Origin of the sequence: Sorangium sp. So ce119, from assembly GCF_051524405.1 — a bacterium.
In the GTDB taxonomy this organism is placed as follows: Bacteria; Myxococcota_A; Polyangia; order Polyangiales; family Polyangiaceae; genus Sorangium; species Sorangium cellulosum_G.
Map to the genome: position 1 here is coordinate 3,889,257 of NZ_CP150310.1, position 18,131 is coordinate 3,907,387.

17 protein-coding genes are annotated in these 18,131 nt (G+C 72.5%); 12 read left to right on the top strand and 5 right to left on the bottom strand.

The window, feature by feature from the left end; genetic code table 11:
• The first annotated feature begins 10 nt into the window (after positions 1–10).
• Both WME76_RS14545 and WME76_RS14550 read left to right on the top strand, forming a co-directional pair.
• Positions 11–403 carry a DUF4150 domain-containing protein gene (locus WME76_RS14545; protein WP_061607782.1) on the top strand — a complete coding sequence of 131 codons (393 nt, stop codon included), beginning with the start codon at positions 11–13 and terminating at the stop codon, positions 401–403.
• Positions 400–849, top strand: a complete 450-nt coding sequence (locus WME76_RS14550; RefSeq protein ID WP_437960727.1) for a hypothetical protein — start codon at positions 400–402, stop codon at positions 847–849. Before WME76_RS14545 ends, WME76_RS14550 begins: the two co-directional genes overlap by 4 nt.
• 61 nt (positions 850–910) lie before the next feature.
• Here WME76_RS14550 and WME76_RS14555 read toward each other — a convergent pair whose 3' ends face one another.
• A complete protein-coding gene (locus tag WME76_RS14555; protein ID WP_437960728.1) occupies positions 911–2,197 on the bottom strand; it encodes a hypothetical protein in 1,287 nt (428 codons plus the stop codon).
• Positions 2,198–2,647: 450 nt separating this feature from the next.
• On the opposite strand from WME76_RS14555, the gene WME76_RS14560 reads away from it, so the two are divergent.
• The 6 genes from WME76_RS14560 to WME76_RS14585 all read left to right on the top strand — a co-directional run bounded on the left by WME76_RS14560 (position 2,648) and on the right by WME76_RS14585 (position 8,683).
• Complete coding sequence (locus WME76_RS14560; RefSeq protein WP_437960729.1) at positions 2,648–4,072, top strand: DEAD/DEAH box helicase; 1,425 nt, start codon at positions 2,648–2,650, stop codon at positions 4,070–4,072.
• A gap of 245 nt (positions 4,073–4,317) precedes the next feature.
• Positions 4,318–5,328 carry a M23 family metallopeptidase gene (locus WME76_RS14565; protein WP_437960730.1) on the top strand — a complete coding sequence of 337 codons (1,011 nt, stop codon included), beginning with the start codon at positions 4,318–4,320 and terminating at the stop codon, positions 5,326–5,328.
• A 122-nt stretch (positions 5,329–5,450) separates the two neighbouring features.
• Positions 5,451–6,539 carry an alpha/beta fold hydrolase gene (locus WME76_RS14570; protein WP_437960731.1) on the top strand — a complete coding sequence of 363 codons (1,089 nt, stop codon included), beginning with the start codon at positions 5,451–5,453 and terminating at the stop codon, positions 6,537–6,539.
• A 427-nt stretch (positions 6,540–6,966) separates the two neighbouring features.
• Positions 6,967–7,362 carry an SPW repeat domain-containing protein gene (locus WME76_RS14575; RefSeq protein WP_437960732.1) on the top strand — a complete coding sequence of 132 codons (396 nt, stop codon included), beginning with the start codon at positions 6,967–6,969 and terminating at the stop codon, positions 7,360–7,362.
• A 166-nt stretch (positions 7,363–7,528) separates the two neighbouring features.
• Positions 7,529–7,858 carry a hypothetical protein gene (locus tag WME76_RS14580; protein WP_437960733.1) on the top strand — a complete coding sequence of 110 codons (330 nt, stop codon included), beginning with the start codon at positions 7,529–7,531 and terminating at the stop codon, positions 7,856–7,858.
• 468 nt (positions 7,859–8,326) lie between these two features.
• On the top strand, positions 8,327–8,683 hold the full coding sequence (locus WME76_RS14585) for a hypothetical protein (RefSeq protein ID WP_437960734.1): 357 nt from the start codon (positions 8,327–8,329) through the stop codon (positions 8,681–8,683).
• 161 nt (positions 8,684–8,844) lie between these two features.
• On the opposite strand, the gene WME76_RS14590 is transcribed toward WME76_RS14585, so the two are convergent.
• Positions 8,845–10,101, bottom strand: coding sequence for a dicarboxylate/amino acid:cation symporter (locus tag WME76_RS14590; RefSeq protein ID WP_437960735.1), 1,257 nt, complete (start codon positions 10,099–10,101; stop codon positions 8,845–8,847).
• 172 nt (positions 10,102–10,273) lie between these two features.
• Between WME76_RS14590 and WME76_RS14595 the strand changes: the two genes are divergently transcribed.
• Positions 10,274–11,899, top strand: coding sequence for a protein kinase domain-containing protein (locus tag WME76_RS14595; RefSeq protein ID WP_437960736.1), 1,626 nt, complete (start codon positions 10,274–10,276; stop codon positions 11,897–11,899).
• Positions 11,900–12,011: 112 nt separating this feature from the next.
• Entirely contained in the window at positions 12,012–12,503 is a 492-nt protein-coding gene (locus WME76_RS14600) for a hotdog fold domain-containing protein (RefSeq protein ID WP_437960737.1), read from the top strand.
• A 44-nt stretch (positions 12,504–12,547) separates the two neighbouring features.
• Here the strand turns inward: WME76_RS14600 and map are convergent, their stop codons facing one another.
• Positions 12,548–13,300, bottom strand: coding sequence for a type I methionyl aminopeptidase (map, locus tag WME76_RS14605; RefSeq protein ID WP_437960738.1), 753 nt, complete (start codon positions 13,298–13,300; stop codon positions 12,548–12,550).
• 105 nt (positions 13,301–13,405) lie between these two features.
• Here map and WME76_RS14610 point away from each other — a divergent pair, with 105 nt between their 5' ends.
• Both WME76_RS14610 and WME76_RS14615 read left to right on the top strand, forming a co-directional pair.
• A complete protein-coding gene (locus tag WME76_RS14610) occupies positions 13,406–13,747 on the top strand; it encodes a LysR family transcriptional regulator (RefSeq protein WP_437960739.1) in 342 nt (113 codons plus the stop codon).
• A 29-nt stretch (positions 13,748–13,776) separates the two neighbouring features.
• On the top strand, positions 13,777–15,675 hold the full coding sequence (locus tag WME76_RS14615; RefSeq protein ID WP_437960740.1) for an inositol monophosphatase family protein: 1,899 nt from the start codon (positions 13,777–13,779) through the stop codon (positions 15,673–15,675).
• Positions 15,676–15,810: 135 nt separating this feature from the next.
• Here WME76_RS14615 and gnd read toward each other — a convergent pair whose 3' ends face one another.
• Both gnd and WME76_RS14625 read right to left on the bottom strand, forming a co-directional pair.
• Positions 15,811–16,794, bottom strand: coding sequence for a phosphogluconate dehydrogenase (NAD(+)-dependent, decarboxylating) (gene gnd, locus WME76_RS14620; RefSeq protein ID WP_437960741.1), 984 nt, complete (start codon positions 16,792–16,794; stop codon positions 15,811–15,813).
• Positions 16,795–16,870: 76 nt separating this feature from the next.
• Complete coding sequence (locus tag WME76_RS14625) at positions 16,871–17,890, bottom strand: STAS domain-containing protein (RefSeq protein ID WP_437960742.1); 1,020 nt, start codon at positions 17,888–17,890, stop codon at positions 16,871–16,873.
• Positions 17,891–18,131: the final 241 nt, after the last annotated feature.

Here is an 18,131-nt window from a genome sequence, read left to right on the forward strand (position 1 = left end):
GGAGGACGACATGTTCGCCAACACGCAGATGATGGGCATGTCGCTCGGCGCGCCCGACGTGTGCCTCACGCCGATGCCCGCGCCGACCCCCATCCCGTACCCCAACATCGCGATGCAGCCGATGGGCATCCCGGCCGCGTACAACGTGCTGTTCATGTGCGCGCCGGCGCACAACATGGCGACCACCGTGCCGCTCACGAACGGCGACAACCCGGGCGTCGCCCTCGGCGTCGCCTCCGGCATGGTGATGGGCCCGTCGCGCCACGTCACGGCGGCCTTCACCGTGCTCGTCGGCGGCATCCCGGCCACGCGCATGACCAGCATGACGATCACGAACTCGACCAACTGCCCGGCGGTGTCGATCGTCCCGAGCCAGGTCAAGGTGCTCCTCCTGGCGCCGTGAGGGACCACAGCAAGAACCGCCTGGCGCTCATCACCGACCGCTACGCGGCGCGGCAGCAGGAGAAGCTCGAGGGCGATCGCCAGGCCTTCGACGACGCCTTCCGCGCGGCGCGCGACGCCGTGATCCGGCCCGTGCTCGAGGAGATCGCCGCCGAGCTCCGGTCCGCCGGCCACGCCCCGCGCGTCGCCTACGACGAGGCGCCCGAGACGCCGAGCATCGAGCTCCTCCTCGGGATCCGGGGCGTGAGCGCGGCGCCGCGGGGCGACCTCATCGCCTTCTCGGTCATCCAGCGGCGCGCGGCGCCCGAGATCCTCGCCTACCTGGTCGTGAGGCCGCCGCCGATGGATCTCCTGCGCTTCGCGAGCGCCGCCGAGATCGCCGCGTACCAGGTCGAGCAGCTCGTGGTCGACGCGGTCGAGCACATCTTCGCGTGCCGCTCCATCTGAGCCCGCCTCCGCCGCGGCGACGCGCCGCCGCCGGGGGAGGGGGGCCGCGCGCGGCGCGCGATCACGGCGCGCCGCTTCCGGGCGCCGGGTCCTTGCGGGTCAGGTAGAAGAAGTCGCGCAGCGACCGCTTGCGGATGTACTCGTCCTCGGAGAACTCGAAGCCGCTCGCGAGCGCGACCGGCATGAGCGCGCCGCCCTCGCCGGGCTCGTAGGTCAGGAACTTCGGGTACGACCAGTTCACGTCGAGCTGCGCGACGGCCGTGGCGCCGGCGTGGCGCAGCCCGAGCGCGATGGCCTGCGCGGTCGTGTGGTTGCTGATGCCGACGAAGAGGACCTTGCCGTCGCGGTCGAGCCCGACCGCGGAGCGACGGATCACCGTGTTGCCGTCCAGCGTGGCGCCCCAGTTGCGTCCTCCGGACCCGCCGAGCAGCGGGTGGAGCTCGCCCTCGTCGACCATGCAGCTCGGCGTCTGCCGCCACCACCGCATCCCGCCCTCGTCGGCGGCCATCCTGCTCCACGGCGCGACCTGCATCCGCCCGTCGCGGTAGAGCGCGAGGGCGCAGGCCTTGTCGCGGGGGCGCACGAGCGTCACGTCGTCGACCCGCATCCCCCACTGGCCGTGCTCGGTCATGAAGCCGCCGTTGAACGCCGCGAGCAGCCGCCCGTGGTGCGCCTCGGGGATCTTCGCGAGCCGCTCGTAGGCCTTGCCCTCGTCGGTGGTCGCCGCCGGCTCGCGCGAGCCGGCCATCAGGTGGACGTCGACCCCCGAGAGATCCACCGCCACGACGAACAGCTCCGCCCAGGAGCGGCGCGGATCCGGGTGAATCAGCGTCTTGTAGAGGCGCGGCGGGTCGCCCGGACGACCGCGATCCACGATGGGCACCCATTGCCCGTCGCCGGGCGCCGGCCAGGCGGTGTGCGAGGGGCCGACGTCCTTCGGCCGGAACGCCGCCGTCACGATGGCCGGGGCGACCGCGGCGTCCGCGCTCGCGACGGGCGCGGCGGGCTCCGGCGCCTGCGCGGGCACCTCCCAGTACGTCTTCGGCGGCTCGTTCTTGCGGACGAGCTGGTGGACGCGGTCCTCGACGCCGTAGGCGGTCTCCTCGATCGCGGTCACGTTCTCGGCCCCGATCACGGAGCGCAGCCCGTTCGCGACGAGCGGGCCCATCCACGGGACGCGGTGCACCGCGATCCACAGCCCGGCGCCGGCGACCGCCGAGACGGCCAGGGAGCCGAGGATCCAGCGCCGCAGCTTCGACTTCGCGCGGCGCCGCGGAACGCCGTGGTCCTCGGGAGCAGAGCGCCCGGCCTGAGCCGGCGGGTTCGGGGCTTCGGCGGTTTCGGCCATGGTGCTGCGGTGCTGCGGAAGGACGGATGGAAGAAGGGACGCGGCGAGGCGCGGGGCGACGCGAGCGCGAGCCCCCGCCGCGGGCGAGGGTGTAGCACGACGCGCCGAGCTCACGAAGCCCGCTCGCGCGCGGGCGTGCGCCCCGGAAGCCGAAAGAGGCCGGCGATCCGCGATCGCGCCGCCGCCGCGGGGCGCGCTGATCGTACTGCGCGCGGCCGACGGACGCGCGGTCGCTCCTCGACTTCCTCACCATCGCGTACTAGAGTCGCGGCCTCGGACTGACCTGGCACGGGTCGCGGTGCTCGGTCGCTGTCAAGTGGGCCTCGCAGCCTCCGTTCAAGGAGGCGCAGGGCGGCAGCTCTCCGTGATCGATCCCTCCGCGATGGAGGGCGCGGTGCCGCGGCGCACGTCTCGACCTGTCAGGAGGCGCTCCTCTGGAGCCCGATGTCCATGCAATTTGCCGATCTCAAGCTGATTGAACCGCTGCTCCGCGCCATCGAAGCCGAAGGGTACACCGCCCCGACGCCCATCCAGGAGCAGGCCATCCCCCCCATCCTCGAGGGCAACGACGTCCTCGGGTGCGCGCAGACGGGCACCGGCAAGACCGCCGCGTTCGCGCTGCCGATCCTGCAGCGCCTCGCGCAGGGCGGCGTGCCGGCCGGCCCGCGCGCCCTCCGGGTGCTCGTGCTCACCCCGACGCGCGAGCTCGCCGCGCAGATCGGCGAGAGCTTCGTCACGTACGGCAAGAACCTCGGCCTGCGGACCGCGGTCATCTTCGGCGGGGTGGGGCAGCGCCCCCAGATGGAGGCGCTTCGCCGCGGCGTCGACGTGCTCGTTGCGACGCCGGGCCGGCTGCTCGACCTGTGCTCGCAGGGCGTCGCCCCGTTCGGCCGGCTCGACACGCTCGTGCTCGACGAGGCCGATCGGATGCTCGACATGGGGTTCATCCACGACATCCGGCGCGTGCTCGCCATGCTGCCCGAGCGCCGGCAGACGCTGCTGTTCTCGGCCACGATGCCGCCGGACATCCAGAAGCTCGCGAACAGCATCCTGCGCCGTCCGGTGCGGGTCGAGGTCGCGCCGGTGGCCACGACGGCCGAGAAGATCGACCAGCGGGTGGTCTTCGTCGAGCGGTCCGACAAGCGCGCCATGCTGGAGCAGGTGCTCAAGGATCCGGCCCTGCGCCGGGCGATCGTGTTCACCCGGACCAAGCACGGCGCCAACCGCGTGGTCCAGCAGCTCGGCCGCGCGCGCATCGAGGCCGTCGCCATCCACGGGAACAAGTCCCAGGGCGCGCGCGAGCGGGCGCTCGCGAGCTTCAAGCAGGGGACGACGAGCGTGCTCGTCGCGACCGACATCGCCGCGCGCGGCATCGACATCGACGACATCTCGCACGTGATCAACTACGACCTCCCGAACATCCCGGAGAGCTACGTGCACCGCATCGGCCGCACGGCGCGCGCCGGGGCGTCGGGGGTGGCGCTCTCGTTCTGCGACAGCGAGGAGCGCCCGTTCCTGGCCGACATCGAGCGCCTCATCCAGAAGCGCCTGCCGATCCTCGAGATCCCGGGGCTCGTCGGCGCCCAGATCGACCCCAGGCCCGCGATGCAGGCGCAGGGGCAGGGCCGTCCGCCGGCGCAAGGTCGGCCCCAGGGGCAGGGTCGCCCGCAACTGCAGGGGCGCCCGCAGATGCAGGGTCGGCCTCAGGGCCAGAGTCGGCCTCAGGACCCGAGTCGGCCTCAGGGCCAGAGTCGCCCGCAGGCGCACGCCGGGTCGCAGGGGCAGAGTCGCCCGCAGGCGCAGGCTCGGCCGCAGCAAGGTCGCCCCCAGGGCCGACCGCAGCCGCAGCACGACAGCCAGCGCGCGGATCGCTGATCCGCCCGCCACCTCCGCACTGGCCGCGCCGCGCTCGCCCAGATCGGGTGTCGCGGCCGGCTCGCATCACCCGCTGTTCACGCTCGCCGACAGCAGCGGCGGCGGGCTGATCGATCGCTCGTCGATCGCGGATCCACCGCTCCACCGCTCCACCGCTCCACCTCACGGTTGCATGCCGGCATCGCTCCGTGCGTGCATTCGCATTATTTTCGTCGATGTGCGCGAATTCTGGCACGATCGCGCGCATGCGTATCTCCGCCATCGTTGTAAGCCTGCTTACCGTTGCTGCGTGTGATCGCGGTGCTCCCGCGGGCGCGCCCGACGCGGGTGCTGAAGCCGCCGCCGACGCCGCGCCGGCCGCCTCGGCGGCCCCGCCTGCCTCGGCGAGCGCGCCGCCTCCCGCATCGGCCGATCCCGGCGCGGCGGCCGACGCCGGCGCCTCCGCGGCCCCGGCGGCGAGCGCGGACGCGGCGGACGCCGGCCCGCCCGCGGCCGACGCGAGCCGCCTCTCCGTGGAGGGGCGCGCCGTCCAGGGAGGGCTCCTCCGCGCCAAGCTGACGGGCAAGCTGCGCCGCATGGCGTTCCCGGGCCACCGCGTGACCGTGAGCGACGAGGGGGAGTTCCTGATCGCCTTCTCGCGCAACGCGCCGGCGCAGGAGAAGCTGACCATCACGTTCGACGATGGACAGGTGCTCGAGAAGCTCTTCGACGTGGAGCAGCGCACGTTCGAGGTCGACAAGGTCGACAACCTGCCGGAGAACATGGTCAATCTCGACATGGCGACGCGCGTGAAGCTCACGCAGACCGACAAGAAGCTCGACGCGATCCGGAACAAGTACACGAAGAAGAACTGTTACAAGGACGGCTTCATCTGGCCGTCGAAGGGCCCGATCACGTCGCGTTACGGCCAGCCGCGCGTGCTCAACGGCACGGACGGCGGGATCCACTGGGGCGTGGACATCGCGGCGCCCGTCGGAGCGGCGGTGCGAGCGCCCGCCTGCGGGAAGGTCGTGTTCGTCGAGAAGAACCTTCCGCTGAGCGGCCACACCATGATCATCGATCATGGCCACGGACTGACCTCCACGTTCATCCACCTGCACGCCTTCGCTGCCAAGGTGAACGACGAGGTCAAGCAGGGTCAGGTGATCGCCACCGTCGGGATGACCGGCCGCACGAACGGCGCGCACCTCGACTGGCGCATGAACCTCTTCGAGACGCGCGTCGATCCCGAGCTCCTGGTCACCCCCGCGAAATGACGGCCCGCGCCCCGAACTGCCCGCGGCCCGGCGGCGCGGGCGGGGAGGGGCCACGCCGCGCCGCGGCCGAGTCGCCGCGGCCCTCGTCATCCCCTCTGGCACGTCACCTGGAAGGTCTCCTGTTGAGAACGCCCTCGCTCGCCTCGGTCCTCGCGTCGCTCCTCCTCTCGCTCGCCCCCGCGGGGTGCGCGCCGGCGCCCCGCGCCGATCTCCAGCCCGCCGCGCCCTCTGCGGCGCCGCCGGCCGCGCCCTCGGCGGCGCCGCCGGCCGCGCCTGCGGCGGGCCTCGACCCGGAGCTCACCTCGTACACGTATCCTTACCCGGTCCGGTACTTCGAGGTCGAGTCGCAGCGCCAGAAGCTCCGGATGGCGTACATGGATGTGCAGCCCGAGAAGCCGAACGGGCGCGCGGTGCTCCTCCTCCACGGCAAGAACTTCTCCGCGAGCACCTGGGAGCCGACGATCCGGGCGCTGACCGAGCGTGGTTTTCGGGTCATCGCGCCCGATCAGATCGGGTTTGGCAAATCGACGAAGCCCGCTGCCTACCAGTTCAGCTTCCACGGTCTTGCCGAGACGACGCGGGCGCTGCTCGATTCCCTCGGCGTGCAGCGCGCGGCCGTCGTCGGTCACTCGATGGGGGGCATGCTCGCCGCGCGCTTCGCCCTCATGTTCGCGGATCGCACAGAGCGCCTCATCCTCGTCAACCCCATCGGCCTCGAGGACTGGAAGACGGTGGTCCCGTACCGCTCCGTCGACGCCTGGTTCAAGCAGGAGCTCCAGGCGACGCGCGACAGCATCCGCGACTACCAGCGCAAGAGCTATTACGACGGCGCGTGGAAGCCCGAGTATGAGCGCCAGATCGAGATCCAGGCGGGCTGGACGGAGCACCCCGAGTATCCGCGCGTCGCGTGGTGTTCGGCCCTCACCTACGACATGATCTTCACCCAGCCCGTCGTCTACGAGCTGCCGCGCCTCCGTACGCCCACGCTGCTCGTCATCGGGCTGCGGGACCGGACGGCGCTCGGCAAGGCGTGGGCCCCGAAGGAGGCCGCGGACGCGCTCGGCGACTACACCACGCTCGGCAAGAAGGCCGCGCAGGCGATCCCCGGCGCCAAGCTGGTCGAGCTCCCCGGCGTGGGCCATCTGCCGCAGGTCGAGGCGTTCGAGAAATACCGGGACGCGCTCGTGAAGTTCCTCGAACAAGCGCCCTGACGGCGCTCGCCGGGGCCGACGCTGCCGGCCCGCGGCAACCCGGGGCCGGGGCGCCGGGCGAGCGCGCTGGACAGCCGGAACAACGCGCCTTTTCTGCCATGCAGGAAGCGTGTGCGACGATGTCATGTGGCGGGTGGGCCCTGTCGGGGCAATGTGCCACACGAAGAGCGCTCGCCGCCGGGGGCCGTGCGCCTCGAGGCGGCGCACGGCTGTCCCGGAGCGCTGCTGTCGACGTGGGCAGTTCATCGCGCAAGGCCAGCACAGGCCCGCAGACAACCGTACCCCGCGCGATGGATCGATGAAAGGCTGGCTGAGCTCGCCGGGTGGACGGATCCTCTCGGCCGAGCCGCTCTGCGGCATGCACCTTGCAATCTCTCGGACCGACGAAGGCAATCAAACAGAACATTGGTTTTGCAAGGAGTCGGTCATGAAGATCCTGTCGCCTCGAGTTCATGGATACATCGATTACGCGGTTGCGGCTCTGTTCCTCCTGGCCCCTTCGCTGTTCGGCTTCAGCGGGTTCCCCGAGACGCTGTGTTACATCCTGGGCGCCGTGCACGTTGGCATGACGCTGCTCACCGCGTATCCGCTGGGCGCCGCCAAGGTCATCCCGTTCCCTGTTCACGGAGCGCTCGAGGCCGTGGTCGCCGTCTTCCTGGTCGCGGCGCCCTGGCTGTTCAACTTCGACGAGGCGAACGCTGCGAGGAACTTCTTCCTGGTGTCGGGCGTGGCCGTCGCCCTGGTCTGGCTCGTGACGGACTACCGTTCGGCCTACACCACGACGGCAGCGGGCGTCCGGCCGGAGCACCGCTCGTTCTCCTGATGATGGTCGCGTGAGTGCTCCTCGCGAGTCGGCGCGGCGGCCGGGGCAGTGCCTCGGCCGCGCGCCGTTTTGTTCCATGGTGGTTTCACGTGGCCGTCGATGACCACGGGGGTGGTCGCTCGAGCGAAACCGCGGCAAGCTCATGCAGGGCGGGAGGACGGACGCGATGAGCGATCTGAAGAAGGAGCTGCAGGGCCTGCGGGTGGGGGACTTCCAGGTGGGGGCGGTGCCCGTCGGGCGGACGAGCGATGCGCTCGATACCGAGGCGAACCGCGAGCGGGCGCGGCGGACCGAGGAGGACAAGCGGGCGGCCCAGTTCGGCGGCAGCGTCGAGAGGGCGGGGGAGGCAGCGCAGGAGGCGGCGGAAGAAGCGACGGCAGCGGTGGATGCGTCGATCCAGGAGGCTCGGGCGCGCCTGAAGAGCCGAGAGGAAGACGCGGACGTGCCGATCTTGCTGCGCGATCCTGCGACGGGATCGACGATCAAGCACCGGTAAAAGAGCCGGCGCCGCGACGCCGGCGCCTCCGCGGGCGGCGGCCGCGCCTGCGCCCATGTTCCCGCCGGCGAGCTCGGCCACGGTGTGAGGACATTCCCTTACCATCAGCCAGCCGATCCGGTCCGTCGCCCGAGAGCGACCAGACTCAACCTTGGATCGTGCCTGCTGAAGTCACTGCAGAGTGGCGAACATGCCTCGCAGAGGCTCGAAACCGTCGCGTGACGTGCCAGCAATGAAGCCCAGATCTCGCGCACGTCGCGCCTCTCCCAGGAGTCTGCTCCGGCCAGGACATCGACGGGCTGTCGCTATTGTGGATGCTCCTCCGCTCCGCTCGACACGCCATCCGCTCCGTACGAACGGCCGTCCGCTCCCGTGGAGGAAAGCGATGTGCTCCAGGTCTTCGACGTTGCTCCGTTCCGGGCAGGGAGTTATTCAAACACTCGAAACGACTGACGGAGAGGACTAGCCATGATGAACATGCCAATGAGCTCGATGCCGATGATGGGGAACATGATGCCGATGATGGGGGGCATGATGCCGATGGGCGGCATGATGCCGATGATGCCCAACATGATGGGCATGATGGGCATGGGCGGCATGATGCCCAGCATGATGGGCATGATGCCGAACATGATGGGCATGATGCCGAACATGATGGGCATGATGCCGAACATGATGGGCATGATGCCGAACATGATGGGCATGATGCCGAACATGATGGGCATGATGCCGAACATGATGATGCCGGGCATGATGGGCATGATGCCGAACATGATGATGCCGGGCATGATGGGCATGATGCCCGGAATGAAGATGGCGGCCTGACACCAGGCATCCCGGCGTGGCGACGCCCGCCGGGATGTCGGTGAAACCGCGCGGCTCGACCCCCCGAGCCGCCGGGACGGCAGCTCCAGACCTCACGGAGCGCGACGCCTGCGCGTGACCTCCCCCTGGAGGCATCACCCGCAGGCGTCGGCCATTTCAGGTCACGTCCCGGCCTCTTCCTGCGGTTTCGGGTGCTGATCCCGCGAAACGTACACGGCCGCCGCCAGATCCCCCACCACGTTGATCACGGTCCGACACATGTCGAGGAACCGATCCACCCCGAGGACCAGGCCAAGCCCCTCGGGCGGGATGCCGAGCATCCCCAGGATCATCGCGATGACGGGGAGCGAGCCGGCAGGGATGCCCGCGGTGCCGATCCCCCCGAGCACCGAGATGAGCATCACGATCGCCTGCTGTCCGAGGGTCAACGTGACGCCGTAGACCTGCGCCAGGAAGAGCACGGTCACCCCCTCGAACAGCGCGGTCCCGTTCTGGTTCATCGCGGCGCCGGCCGTCAGGACGAAGCGCGCCACGGACGGCGGGAGCCGCAGCTCCTGCTCGGCCACCTTCAGCGAGGTCGGCAACGTCGCGTTCGACGAGGCGGTCGAGAACGCCGTCACGATCGCCGTCCGGCTCCCCCGGAAGAAGGCGATCGGCGACATCCCGCCCAGGAAGCGCACCGAGAGCGAGTACACAACGAACATGTGCAGGCCGAGGCCGAGCAGCACCGTGAGCACGTAGGCCGCGAGCTGCTGCATGATGCCGATGCCCATCCGGGACGTGATCGTGAAGAGCAGCGCCCCCACGCCGATCGCCGCGTACCGGAGCACCCCCTCGATGAGCCGCATCGAGACGTCGAACAGCCCCTGGATGCACTCCCGGAGCCGCGTCGCCGCCTCGGTCGGGGTGAGCGACAGCGCGAGGCCGAAGAGCAGCGAGAACGTGATCACGGCGAGCACGTCGCCCGCGGCGGCCGCCTTGATGACGTTGTCCGGCACCATCGCGATGATCATCCCCACCGGCGAGGTGTCGGCCGGAGCGGTCGCCGCCTTGATCCCGCCGCTGCTCGCGAGGCCGCGGACCGCCTCGGGCAGGCCGTCGCCCGGGCGGATCAGGTTCACGAGGACGAGGCCGATCAGCACCGCGATGGTCGAGACGACGGCCGTGTAGCCGAGCGTCCGCAGGCCGAGCCGGCCGACGTGCTTCAGATCGAGCTCGCAAACGCCCATGACGAGCGCCGAGAACAGGATCGGCAGCACGAGCATGAACAGCAGGCGCAGGAAGATCTGGCCCACCGGATAGGTGATGTGATCGACGAACCAGACGAGCGCCGGGGAGCCCGCCGCGACCGCGTTCGCCGTCAGACCGCCCGCTGCCCCGACCGCGACCCCGAGCAGCATCGTTCGATGCGATGACATCGCGCCACCTTACACAAGCCGCGACGCCGTGAGCCGCCGAGTTCGCCCCCGCGGCCCGCCGCCGTGCGCCTTTCCTCGGCGTCCGCCTCGCCGCGGCGCGCCTCATCGGGCGGGTCGCGGCGCCGGGCTGCCTGTCCAAGCCCGCGCCGATCCATTACGCTCGCCGCCGGCCATGCTGAAGCCGGGCGATTCGTTCGAGCGCTACACGATCGAGGCCGCCATCGGGCAGGGCGGGATGGGCTGCGTCTACCGGGCGCACGACGCGCGGCTCGGGCGGCGCGTGGCGGTCAAGGTGATCGCGGGCGGCACCGTGGACCCGGACGCCGCCGCGCGCCTGCTCCGCGAGGCGCGCGCGGCCGCCGCGCTCGACCACCCGAACGCCGTCTCGATCTTCGACGTCGGCGAGCTCGAGGGGACGCCGTTCATCGTGATGGAGCTCGTCGCCGGCCGCACCCTGCGCAGCGCCATCGGCGGCGCCGGGGTGCCGGCCTCGACCCGGATCGCCTGGCTCACCGACGTCGGCCGCGCGCTCGCCGCGGCGCACCGGCGGGGGCTCGTCCACCGGGACATCAAGCCGGAAAACGTGATGGTCCGCGACGACGGCGTCATCAAGGTGCTCGATTTCGGCATCGCCCGCCGCGCCGCCGGCGACGCGGATCCGATCGCCTCGACCGAGGCCCCGGCGCTGCCGACGCTGACCGCCCTGGGCGTCAAGCTCGGGACGCCGGTCTACATGGCCCCGGAGCAGATCCGGGGCGGGGAGCTCGACGGGCGCGCGGACCAGTTCGCGTGGGGCGTGCTCGCGTTCGAGCTCCTCACCGGCAGGCTGCCCTGGCGCGGCGCGGGCGACATGCTCGCGGTCGTCGCCTCGATCCTCACGGACGAGGCCGACCGCGCCTTGCTCGACGCCGCCTCGGTGCCGCCCGCGGTGAGCGCGGTCGTGCTGCGCGCCCTCTCGAAGCGCCCCGAGGACAGGTTCGCGTCGATGGATGACCTCGTGCGCGCGCTCGATGCGGCCGGGCGGGGCGAGGCGCCCGCCGCGGCGGTCGCGCCGCCCGCGCAGGCGCCCGTCGCGAAGGGGGGCGAGGCGCCCCGCGGCGGCGTGACCGAAGCGCAGCGGTTCTCGACCGAGGAGGTCCGCGACGTCCTCGCGCGCGCGATCGAGCGGCAGGCCTCGGCGGACGGCGGGGAGCCGCCCGCGCCGCGCGGCGACGCGCGGCTCGGCTTCGACGAGCTGCTCGCCGCGGCGGAAGAGGTGGGCGTCGCCCCGGAGGCGCTGCGCGAGGCGAGCCGGGCGCTGCGCGCGCGCGACGTGGAGCGCAAGGCCGTCGAATCGACCGCCGCCGAGCGCGCCTCGTGGCTCCGGCGCAAGCGCCGCGATTTCTACCGGCACCTCGGCATCTACGTCATCGTCAACGCGGTGCTCGTCGTGCTCCTTGGCATGGTCGGCGTCGAGCAGCTCTGGGGGTTGCTGGTCCCGCTGCTCTGGGCGATCGGCCTCGCCATCCACGGGCTCGTCGCGTTCACCGCGCACGAGGACGACTGGGCGGAGGAGGCCGAGCGCATGCGGTGGTGGCACGAGCATCACCGCCGCAGGCACGAGGTGGCGATGGCGCGGGCGATCGGCGGAGCGCGCCCCGCGGCGGCGCTGCGCCAGCGCGTCGAGCCGGCGGGCGGCGACCGGCAGGGCAGGGTGCGCGTCGCGGCGGACACGGCGCGTCCCGACATGGAGCACGCGGAGCTGGCGGAGGACGAGGCCGCGGTCGCGGTGAGCAGGGCGCAGCGCCGGCGGCGCTGATCCCGGGAGCGCGCGGGTCGTCTCTGCGCCGGGGGCGGCGCGGCGCCGGCATGCGCTAAGCTCGCCGCGCTCGCTGCTCGCAGCTCGCCACTCGCCGCCTCCGGAGGCCGTCATGTCCAAGATGAACCTCATCGCCCGTTCGATCGCCCCGCTCCAGGTTCTTCCGTCCTTCCTGCGCTCTCGCGCGCAGACCGCGCTGTTCCACCGCATGGTGCCGTTCACGGGCACCGCCGGGATCCAGTTCGACGAGGTGAGCCCGGAGCGGGTGGCGCTGCGGCTCGCCAACGGGCGCAAGGTGCAGAACCACATCGGCGGCGTCCACGCGGCGGCGGCGGGGCTCCTGGCCGAGACGGCGACCGGCTTCGTCGTCGCCGTCAACCTGCCCGACGACAAGCTGCCGCTCCTGCGCAGCATGAAGGTCGATTACAAGCGCCGCGCCCAGGGGGGCCTGCGCGCCGTCGCGACGCTCTCGTCCGAGCAACGACGCTCGTTCGAGGACCAGCCGAAAGGCGACGTGACCGTCGCCGTCACGGTGACGGACGACAGCGGCGCGACGCCGATGGAGTGCGAGTTCGTGTGGGCGTGGGTGACCAAGGGGAGGTGACGCTTCCCTGGGCCCGTGAGGCCGCCGTCGCCGGCCCCGGAGCCTCAGGAGAGCGTCAGGATCTCGCAGCCGTCCGGCGTGACGAGCACGGTGTGCTCGAACTGCGCCGACAGGCTGCCGTCCTCGGTGACGATGGTCCACCCGTCATCGAGCGTGCGGATGCGGTGCGAGCCCAGGTTGACCATCGGCTCGATCGTGATGGCCATCCCGGCGCGGAGCCGCATGCCCGCGCCGCGCACGCCGGTGTGCGCGACGTGCGGCGGCAGGTGCATCTTCCGCCCGATCCCGTGCCCGCCCACCTCGCGGACCACGCTGCACCCCTCCGCCCGCGCGACCTCCTCGATCGCCGCCCCGATGTCGCCGAGCCGCGCCCCGTGGCGCACGACCGCGACGCCCGCGTCCCGGCAACGCCGGGCGACGTCCACCACGTGCCGCGCCTCGGCGCTCGGCTCTCCGATGAAGAACGTCGCGGAGGTGTCGCCGTGGTAGCCGTCGAGCTCCGTGGTCACGTCGACGTTGAGGATGTCGCCCGGCGCGAGCACCTCGTCGCGCCGCGGGATCCCGTGGCATACGACGTGGTTCCGGCTCGTGCACACCGCCGCCGGGAAGCCCTTGTATCCGAGCTGACTCGGGCGGCCGCCGCGCTGCGCCGTGTCGTCGCGCACCCACCGGTCGATGTCCGCGGTGGTCACGTTGGGCTGGAGCCGCGCCCCGATGGCGGCCAGGGTCGCCGCGGCCGCGCGGCCCGCGCGCCGCATCGCCTCGCACGCGCGAGGCCCGAGGATGTCCACGTTCATGCGAGGCGTATGCGCGCGCGGCGCCCGCCCATCCAATACTGTTTTGATCTCGGGCGCTCGCGCGCGGCTCCTCACCCGGGCGGCGTTCGCGGTACTATCGTCCGCGTGAGCCTGTCGCAGATCCGCTACTTCATCGCCGTCGCCGAGGAGGGCCACGTCGGCCGCGCCGCGCGCCGGCTCCACATCGCGCAGCCGCCCCTCAGCCGGCAGATCCGCGGCCTGGAGGATGAGCTCGGCGCGCAGCTCTTCGAGCGCACCGCGCGCGGCATGCGCCTCCTGCCGGCCGGCACGGCGTTCCTCGACCACGCCCGCACCATCGTCGCGCAGGTCGACGCGGCCGTCGCCGACCTCCGCAGCTACGGCGCCGCGCCGGCGGGAGCGGCCGACGCCGCGCCTCCCGGGCGCGATCGCGACGCCGGCGGCGGCCGGCGCGCCGACCTGGGCTAGGCTGCGCCCGGTGGAGCCACGGGACCGGCATGGGCTACGACGCTGACCTCGCGCTGGCCGTCGAGGCGGCGCGCCGCGCGGGCTCGATCCTCCGCGCGGAGTTCCACCGCCCCGGCGGCCCGCGCGGCGCCGGGACGCACGCCGCCGTCGACGTGGAGGTCGAGCTCCTGCTGCGCGACGCGCTCACCCGGGCCACCCCCTACGCGTTCCTCGGCGAGGAGACCGGCGCCCGCGACGGCGCGGACCCGTCGCACCGCTGGGTCGTGGATCCGAACGACGGCACCGCGTCCTTCCTGCACGGCTACCGCGGCGCCTCGATCTCGATCGGCCTGCTGCGCGAGGGCACGCCGGTGCTCGGCGTCGTCTTCGCGTACGCCTACCCCGACGATGACGGCGATCTCATCGCCTGGGCAGAGGGCACCGGGCCCATCCGGCGCAACGGCGCCGCGGTCTCGGCCTCGCTCGCCGGCGGCGCGCTCGACCGCTACGCCGTCGTGCTGCTCTCGCAATCGGCGGACTACCTCCCCGCCCGGAACGCGCGGTGCGTCGCCCCGGCGCGGTTCCTCTCGCTCCCGAGCCTCGCCTACCGGCTCGCGCTGGCGGCGGTCGGCGAGGGCGTCGCCGCTGTCTCGCTCAGCCGGCCGCAGAGCTGGGACTACGCGGCCGGGCACGCGCTCGTGCGCGCCGCGGGCGGCGAGCTCGTCGACGACGACGGCGCGCCGATCGCGTACACAGCGCAGCGCGAGGGCGAGATCTGCCGCCTCTTCGGCGGCGCGCCGGCGGTCGTGCGGGAGCTCGCGCGGCGCCCGTGGAACGCCGTCATCCACGGCCGCATCCCCGCGCCGCAGGGCGCGTACGGCCTCCTGCGCCCTGCGCACAGCCTGCTCGTCGCGGATCCCGGCGCGCTCTCCCGCGCCCAGGGCTGCCTGCTCGGCCAGCTCGCCGGCGACGCGCTCGGCGCGCTCGTCGAGTTCCGGACCGCGGAGGAGATCGCGCCGCTCTATCCGGGCGGCGTCAGCGATCTCGCCGACGGCGGCACGTGGAACACGCTGGCCGGGCAGCCGACCGACGACTCCGAGATGGCGCTCATGCTGGCGCGGTCGATCGTGCGCAAGCGCGGCTTCGTCGCCGAGGCCGCGCTCGACGCCTACGTGCACTGGTACGGCTCCCGCCCGTTCGACATCGGCAACACCACGGCGACCGCGCTCGCGGCCGCCGCGGGCGCGCCGCTGGCCGGCGCGCGCCGCGAGCGCGCCCGGGCGGCCGCGAGCCTGACCAGCGAGGCGAACGGCTCCGTGATGCGCGCGGCGCCGCTCGGCATCCTCGGCGCCGGCCGCCCGCGGGAGGCCGCCGCGTGGGCGCGCGAGGACAGCGCGCTCACGCACCCTCACCCGGTCTGCTGCGCCGCCTCCGCCGCGTTCGTCGCGGCGGTCGCCGCGGCGGTGGGCGGCGCCGGCGTGGGGGGCGCCTGGGAGGCGGCCTGCGCCGAGGCGGACCGGGGCGGCGAGCGCGTGGTCCTCGCCGCGCTGGAGGCCGCGCGCCGCGCGCCGCCCCGGGGCTTCTCGCACCAGGCCGGCTGGGTCCTCATCGCCCTGCAGAACGCCTTCTACCAGCTCCTCCACGCGCCCTCGCTCGAGCGCGGGCTCGTCGAGACGGTGATGGCCGGCGGCGACACCGACACGAACGCCGCCATCGCCGGCGCGCTCCTCGGCGCGGCGCACGGCCGGGACGCGGTCCCGGACCGCTTTCGCCGCCTCGTGCTCTCCTGCCGACCGCTGCCCGAGGCAGGGGCGAAGCGCGCGCGCCCCCCCGAGCTCTGGCCGGTCGACGCGATGCTCCTGGCCGAGGCGCTCCTCGCCGCCGGCCAGCGAGCGCAGCCCGAAGAGTGCGACCCGCCGGAGAGCTTCCGGACCGGGGACATCGGCTAAAAAACAGTAATTTCGGCAGCTTGGATGCGTCCCGCGAGCCTCTCCAGCGCAGGGCAGGTGAGCTGGCGGAGCGGCGCCCCCGACGCGCCGGGGCGCGGCCGCGGAGGGTCGCCGCGTCGCCCGGCGGGGCGCCGCTCAGCCCCCGGTCGGGCGCTCCAGGTGCCCGCCGAACTTGTGGCGCATCGCGGAGAGGATCTTCTCGGCGAAGGTGTGGTCGTGGCGCGAGCGGAAGCGCGCGTAGAGCGCCGAGGAGAGCACCTCTGCGGGCACGGCCTCCTCGATCGCGGCCATCACGGTCCAGCGGCCCTCCCCGGAGTCCTGCACGAAGCCGCTGTACCCGCCCAGATCCGGGCTCTCGGTGAGGGCGATCGCGGTGAGATCGAGCAACCACGAGCCCACCACGCTGCCCCGCCGCCACACCTCGGCGATCTCGCCGAGGTCGAGGTCGTACCGGTGCTCCTCGCGCAGGCGCGGGGTGGCCGCGTTCTTCAGGATGTCGAACCCCTCCGCGTAGGCCTGCATGAGGCCGTACTCGATCCCGTTGTGGACCATCTTCACGAAGTGCCCGGCGCCGACGGGGCCGCAGTGGAGGAAGCCCTCTTCGGCCGTGCTCTGCGCCTCCTGCCGGCCCGGCGTGCGCGGGATGTCCCCCGTCCCCGGCGCGAGCGTCCGCAGGATGGGCAGCACCAGCGAGAACGCCTCGGGGGCGCCGCCGACCATGAGGCAGTAGCCGCGATCGATCCCCCACACGCCGCCGCTCGTCCCCACGTCCACGTAGCGGATGCCCCGCGGGGCGAGCTCCCTGGCGCGGCGGACGTCGTCCTTGAAGTAGGTGTTGCCCCCGTCGATGATCACGTCGCCAGGGGCGAGCTGCTCGCCGAGCTCCTGGACGACGCGCTCGGTCGGGCCGCCCGCGGGGAGCATGACCCACACGACGCGCGTCGGCGCGAGCTTCTCCACCGCGTCGCCCAGCGAGGAGGCCGCCTCGGCGCCGTCCGCGGCGAGCTGCTTCACGCTCTCCTGGTTCAGATCGTACGCCACGACCTCGTGGCCGCCGCGCATGAGCCGGCGCGCCATGTTGGCGCCCATCCTCCCGAGTCCGATCATTGCGAGCTTCATCTCTCACGCTCCTGTCTGCGATCGCGGGCGTACCACGGGGGCGCGCCTCCGTGTCCGGGCGCCCTCCCGGAGGCGGTCACCGCGGCTTCTGTCGGATGGCGCCCATCGCGTGCTCGAGGGCGCTCTTCAGCGTGCTGAACACCGGGATCCCCTCGAGGCTCCCGCCGGCGTCCAGGATGCGCCTGACCATCCCTGCCGGGACGCCGGAGACGATGCACTGGCTGCCGAGCAGCCTCGTCGCCGCGAACAGCCGGAGGAGGTGCTCGATGGTGGAGGGGTCGGTCGCCTGCGCGCCGGTGAGGTCCACGATCATGAACCGGGCGCTGTGCGCGACGATCGCGGCGAGCACCTCTTCCATCATGCGCGCCGCCCGCGCGCCGTCGACCGTGCCGATCACGGGCAGCGTGAGCACGCTGTCCCACACCTGGATGATCGGCGTCGACATCTCCAGCATCGCCTCGTGCTGCGCGCGGACCCGATCGAGCTGCACGCGCAGCTCGATCTGCACGCGCTCGAGCTCCTCGTTCTGCTCGCGGAGCTGCGCGCTCGCGTCGGCGAGGTCGAGCGAGTTCTTGAGCATCGTGTAGGTGGCGCCGACGTACAGCGCGTACGTGGTCGCGCTCGCGAGCGCCTTCCGGTCGATCTGGCGCTGGTCTTCCAGCGCGAAGAGCATCGTGCCGATGGTCTTCTTGTAGACCTGGATCGGCACGTGGAACACGACGTCCGGGCCCTCCGCGAGGAGCCACGCGCGCGCGAGGTCCGCCTCCCGCGCCTCGGTCCAGGGGCCCTTGAACCACGCGGCGCGCTGCGCTTCCAGGGCCGCGACCATCCAGGCGTCCACGACGACGCCGCCGCCCTCGGGCGCGCCGTACTCGAAGGTGCCGTGCGCGTACCTCGCCGCGATCCGGGCGCCGCCGCCGTCGTTGCCGAGCACGACGCAGAGCCGCTGGGACGGCACGATCCAGCGCGCGCTCGAGCAGACCTCTTCCCACAGCGATCTCAGGTCCGGCTGGCTCGCGAGCTTGAGGAGGATCTCGTTCAGGACGCCGAGGACGATCCACCCGCCGCCCTCGGAGGGCTGGCCAGACTCTGGCATCGACATCAGCAATCGAGGTAGCGCGGGATGCCCGCGGCGGCGGTCCGTGGTTCGATGCTCTGCGAGGAGGCCGCGCTCACGACGGTCTCCTGGATCGTTTCCTCGCAGAGCCCCGGCTCGCCGGTGCGAGCGACGGGCTCAGGACCAGATCGAATCTCGGCACGGTGCACACTCCTCGCGCTCGGCGCGCGGGCGCATCTTACCCTGCAATCCGCTCGCGGTGGGAGCTCTCTCGCCTGCC

Bases quoted from the DNA above. Each gene is read 5' to 3' on its own strand.
- WME76_RS14600 (WP_437960737.1), top strand. From the start codon at position 12,012: ATGTCCAAGATGAACCTCATCGCCCGTTCGATCGCCCCGCTCCAGGTT.
- WME76_RS14590 (WP_437960735.1), bottom strand. From the start codon at position 10,101: ATGTCATCGCATCGAACGATGCTGCTCGGGGTCGCGGTCGGGGCAGCG.
- WME76_RS14595 (WP_437960736.1), top strand. From the start codon at position 10,274: ATGCTGAAGCCGGGCGATTCGTTCGAGCGCTACACGATCGAGGCCGCC.
- WME76_RS14555 (WP_437960728.1), bottom strand. From the start codon at position 2,197: ATGGCCGAAACCGCCGAAGCCCCGAACCCGCCGGCTCAGGCCGGGCGC.
- WME76_RS14560 (WP_437960729.1), top strand. From the start codon at position 2,648: ATGCAATTTGCCGATCTCAAGCTGATTGAACCGCTGCTCCGCGCCATC.
- WME76_RS14615 (WP_437960740.1), top strand. From the start codon at position 13,777: ATGGGCTACGACGCTGACCTCGCGCTGGCCGTCGAGGCGGCGCGCCGC.
- WME76_RS14575 (WP_437960732.1), top strand. From the start codon at position 6,967: ATGAAGATCCTGTCGCCTCGAGTTCATGGATACATCGATTACGCGGTT.
- WME76_RS14625 (WP_437960742.1), bottom strand. From the start codon at position 17,890: ATGCCAGAGTCTGGCCAGCCCTCCGAGGGCGGCGGGTGGATCGTCCTC.
- WME76_RS14565 (WP_437960730.1), top strand. From the start codon at position 4,318: ATGCGTATCTCCGCCATCGTTGTAAGCCTGCTTACCGTTGCTGCGTGT.
- WME76_RS14585 (WP_437960734.1), top strand. From the start codon at position 8,327: ATGATGAACATGCCAATGAGCTCGATGCCGATGATGGGGAACATGATG.
- map (WP_437960738.1), bottom strand. From the start codon at position 13,300: ATGAACGTGGACATCCTCGGGCCTCGCGCGTGCGAGGCGATGCGGCGC.
- gnd (WP_437960741.1), bottom strand. From the start codon at position 16,794: ATGAAGCTCGCAATGATCGGACTCGGGAGGATGGGCGCCAACATGGCG.
- WME76_RS14545 (WP_061607782.1), top strand. From the start codon at position 11: ATGTTCGCCAACACGCAGATGATGGGCATGTCGCTCGGCGCGCCCGAC.
- WME76_RS14580 (WP_437960733.1), top strand. From the start codon at position 7,529: ATGAGCGATCTGAAGAAGGAGCTGCAGGGCCTGCGGGTGGGGGACTTC.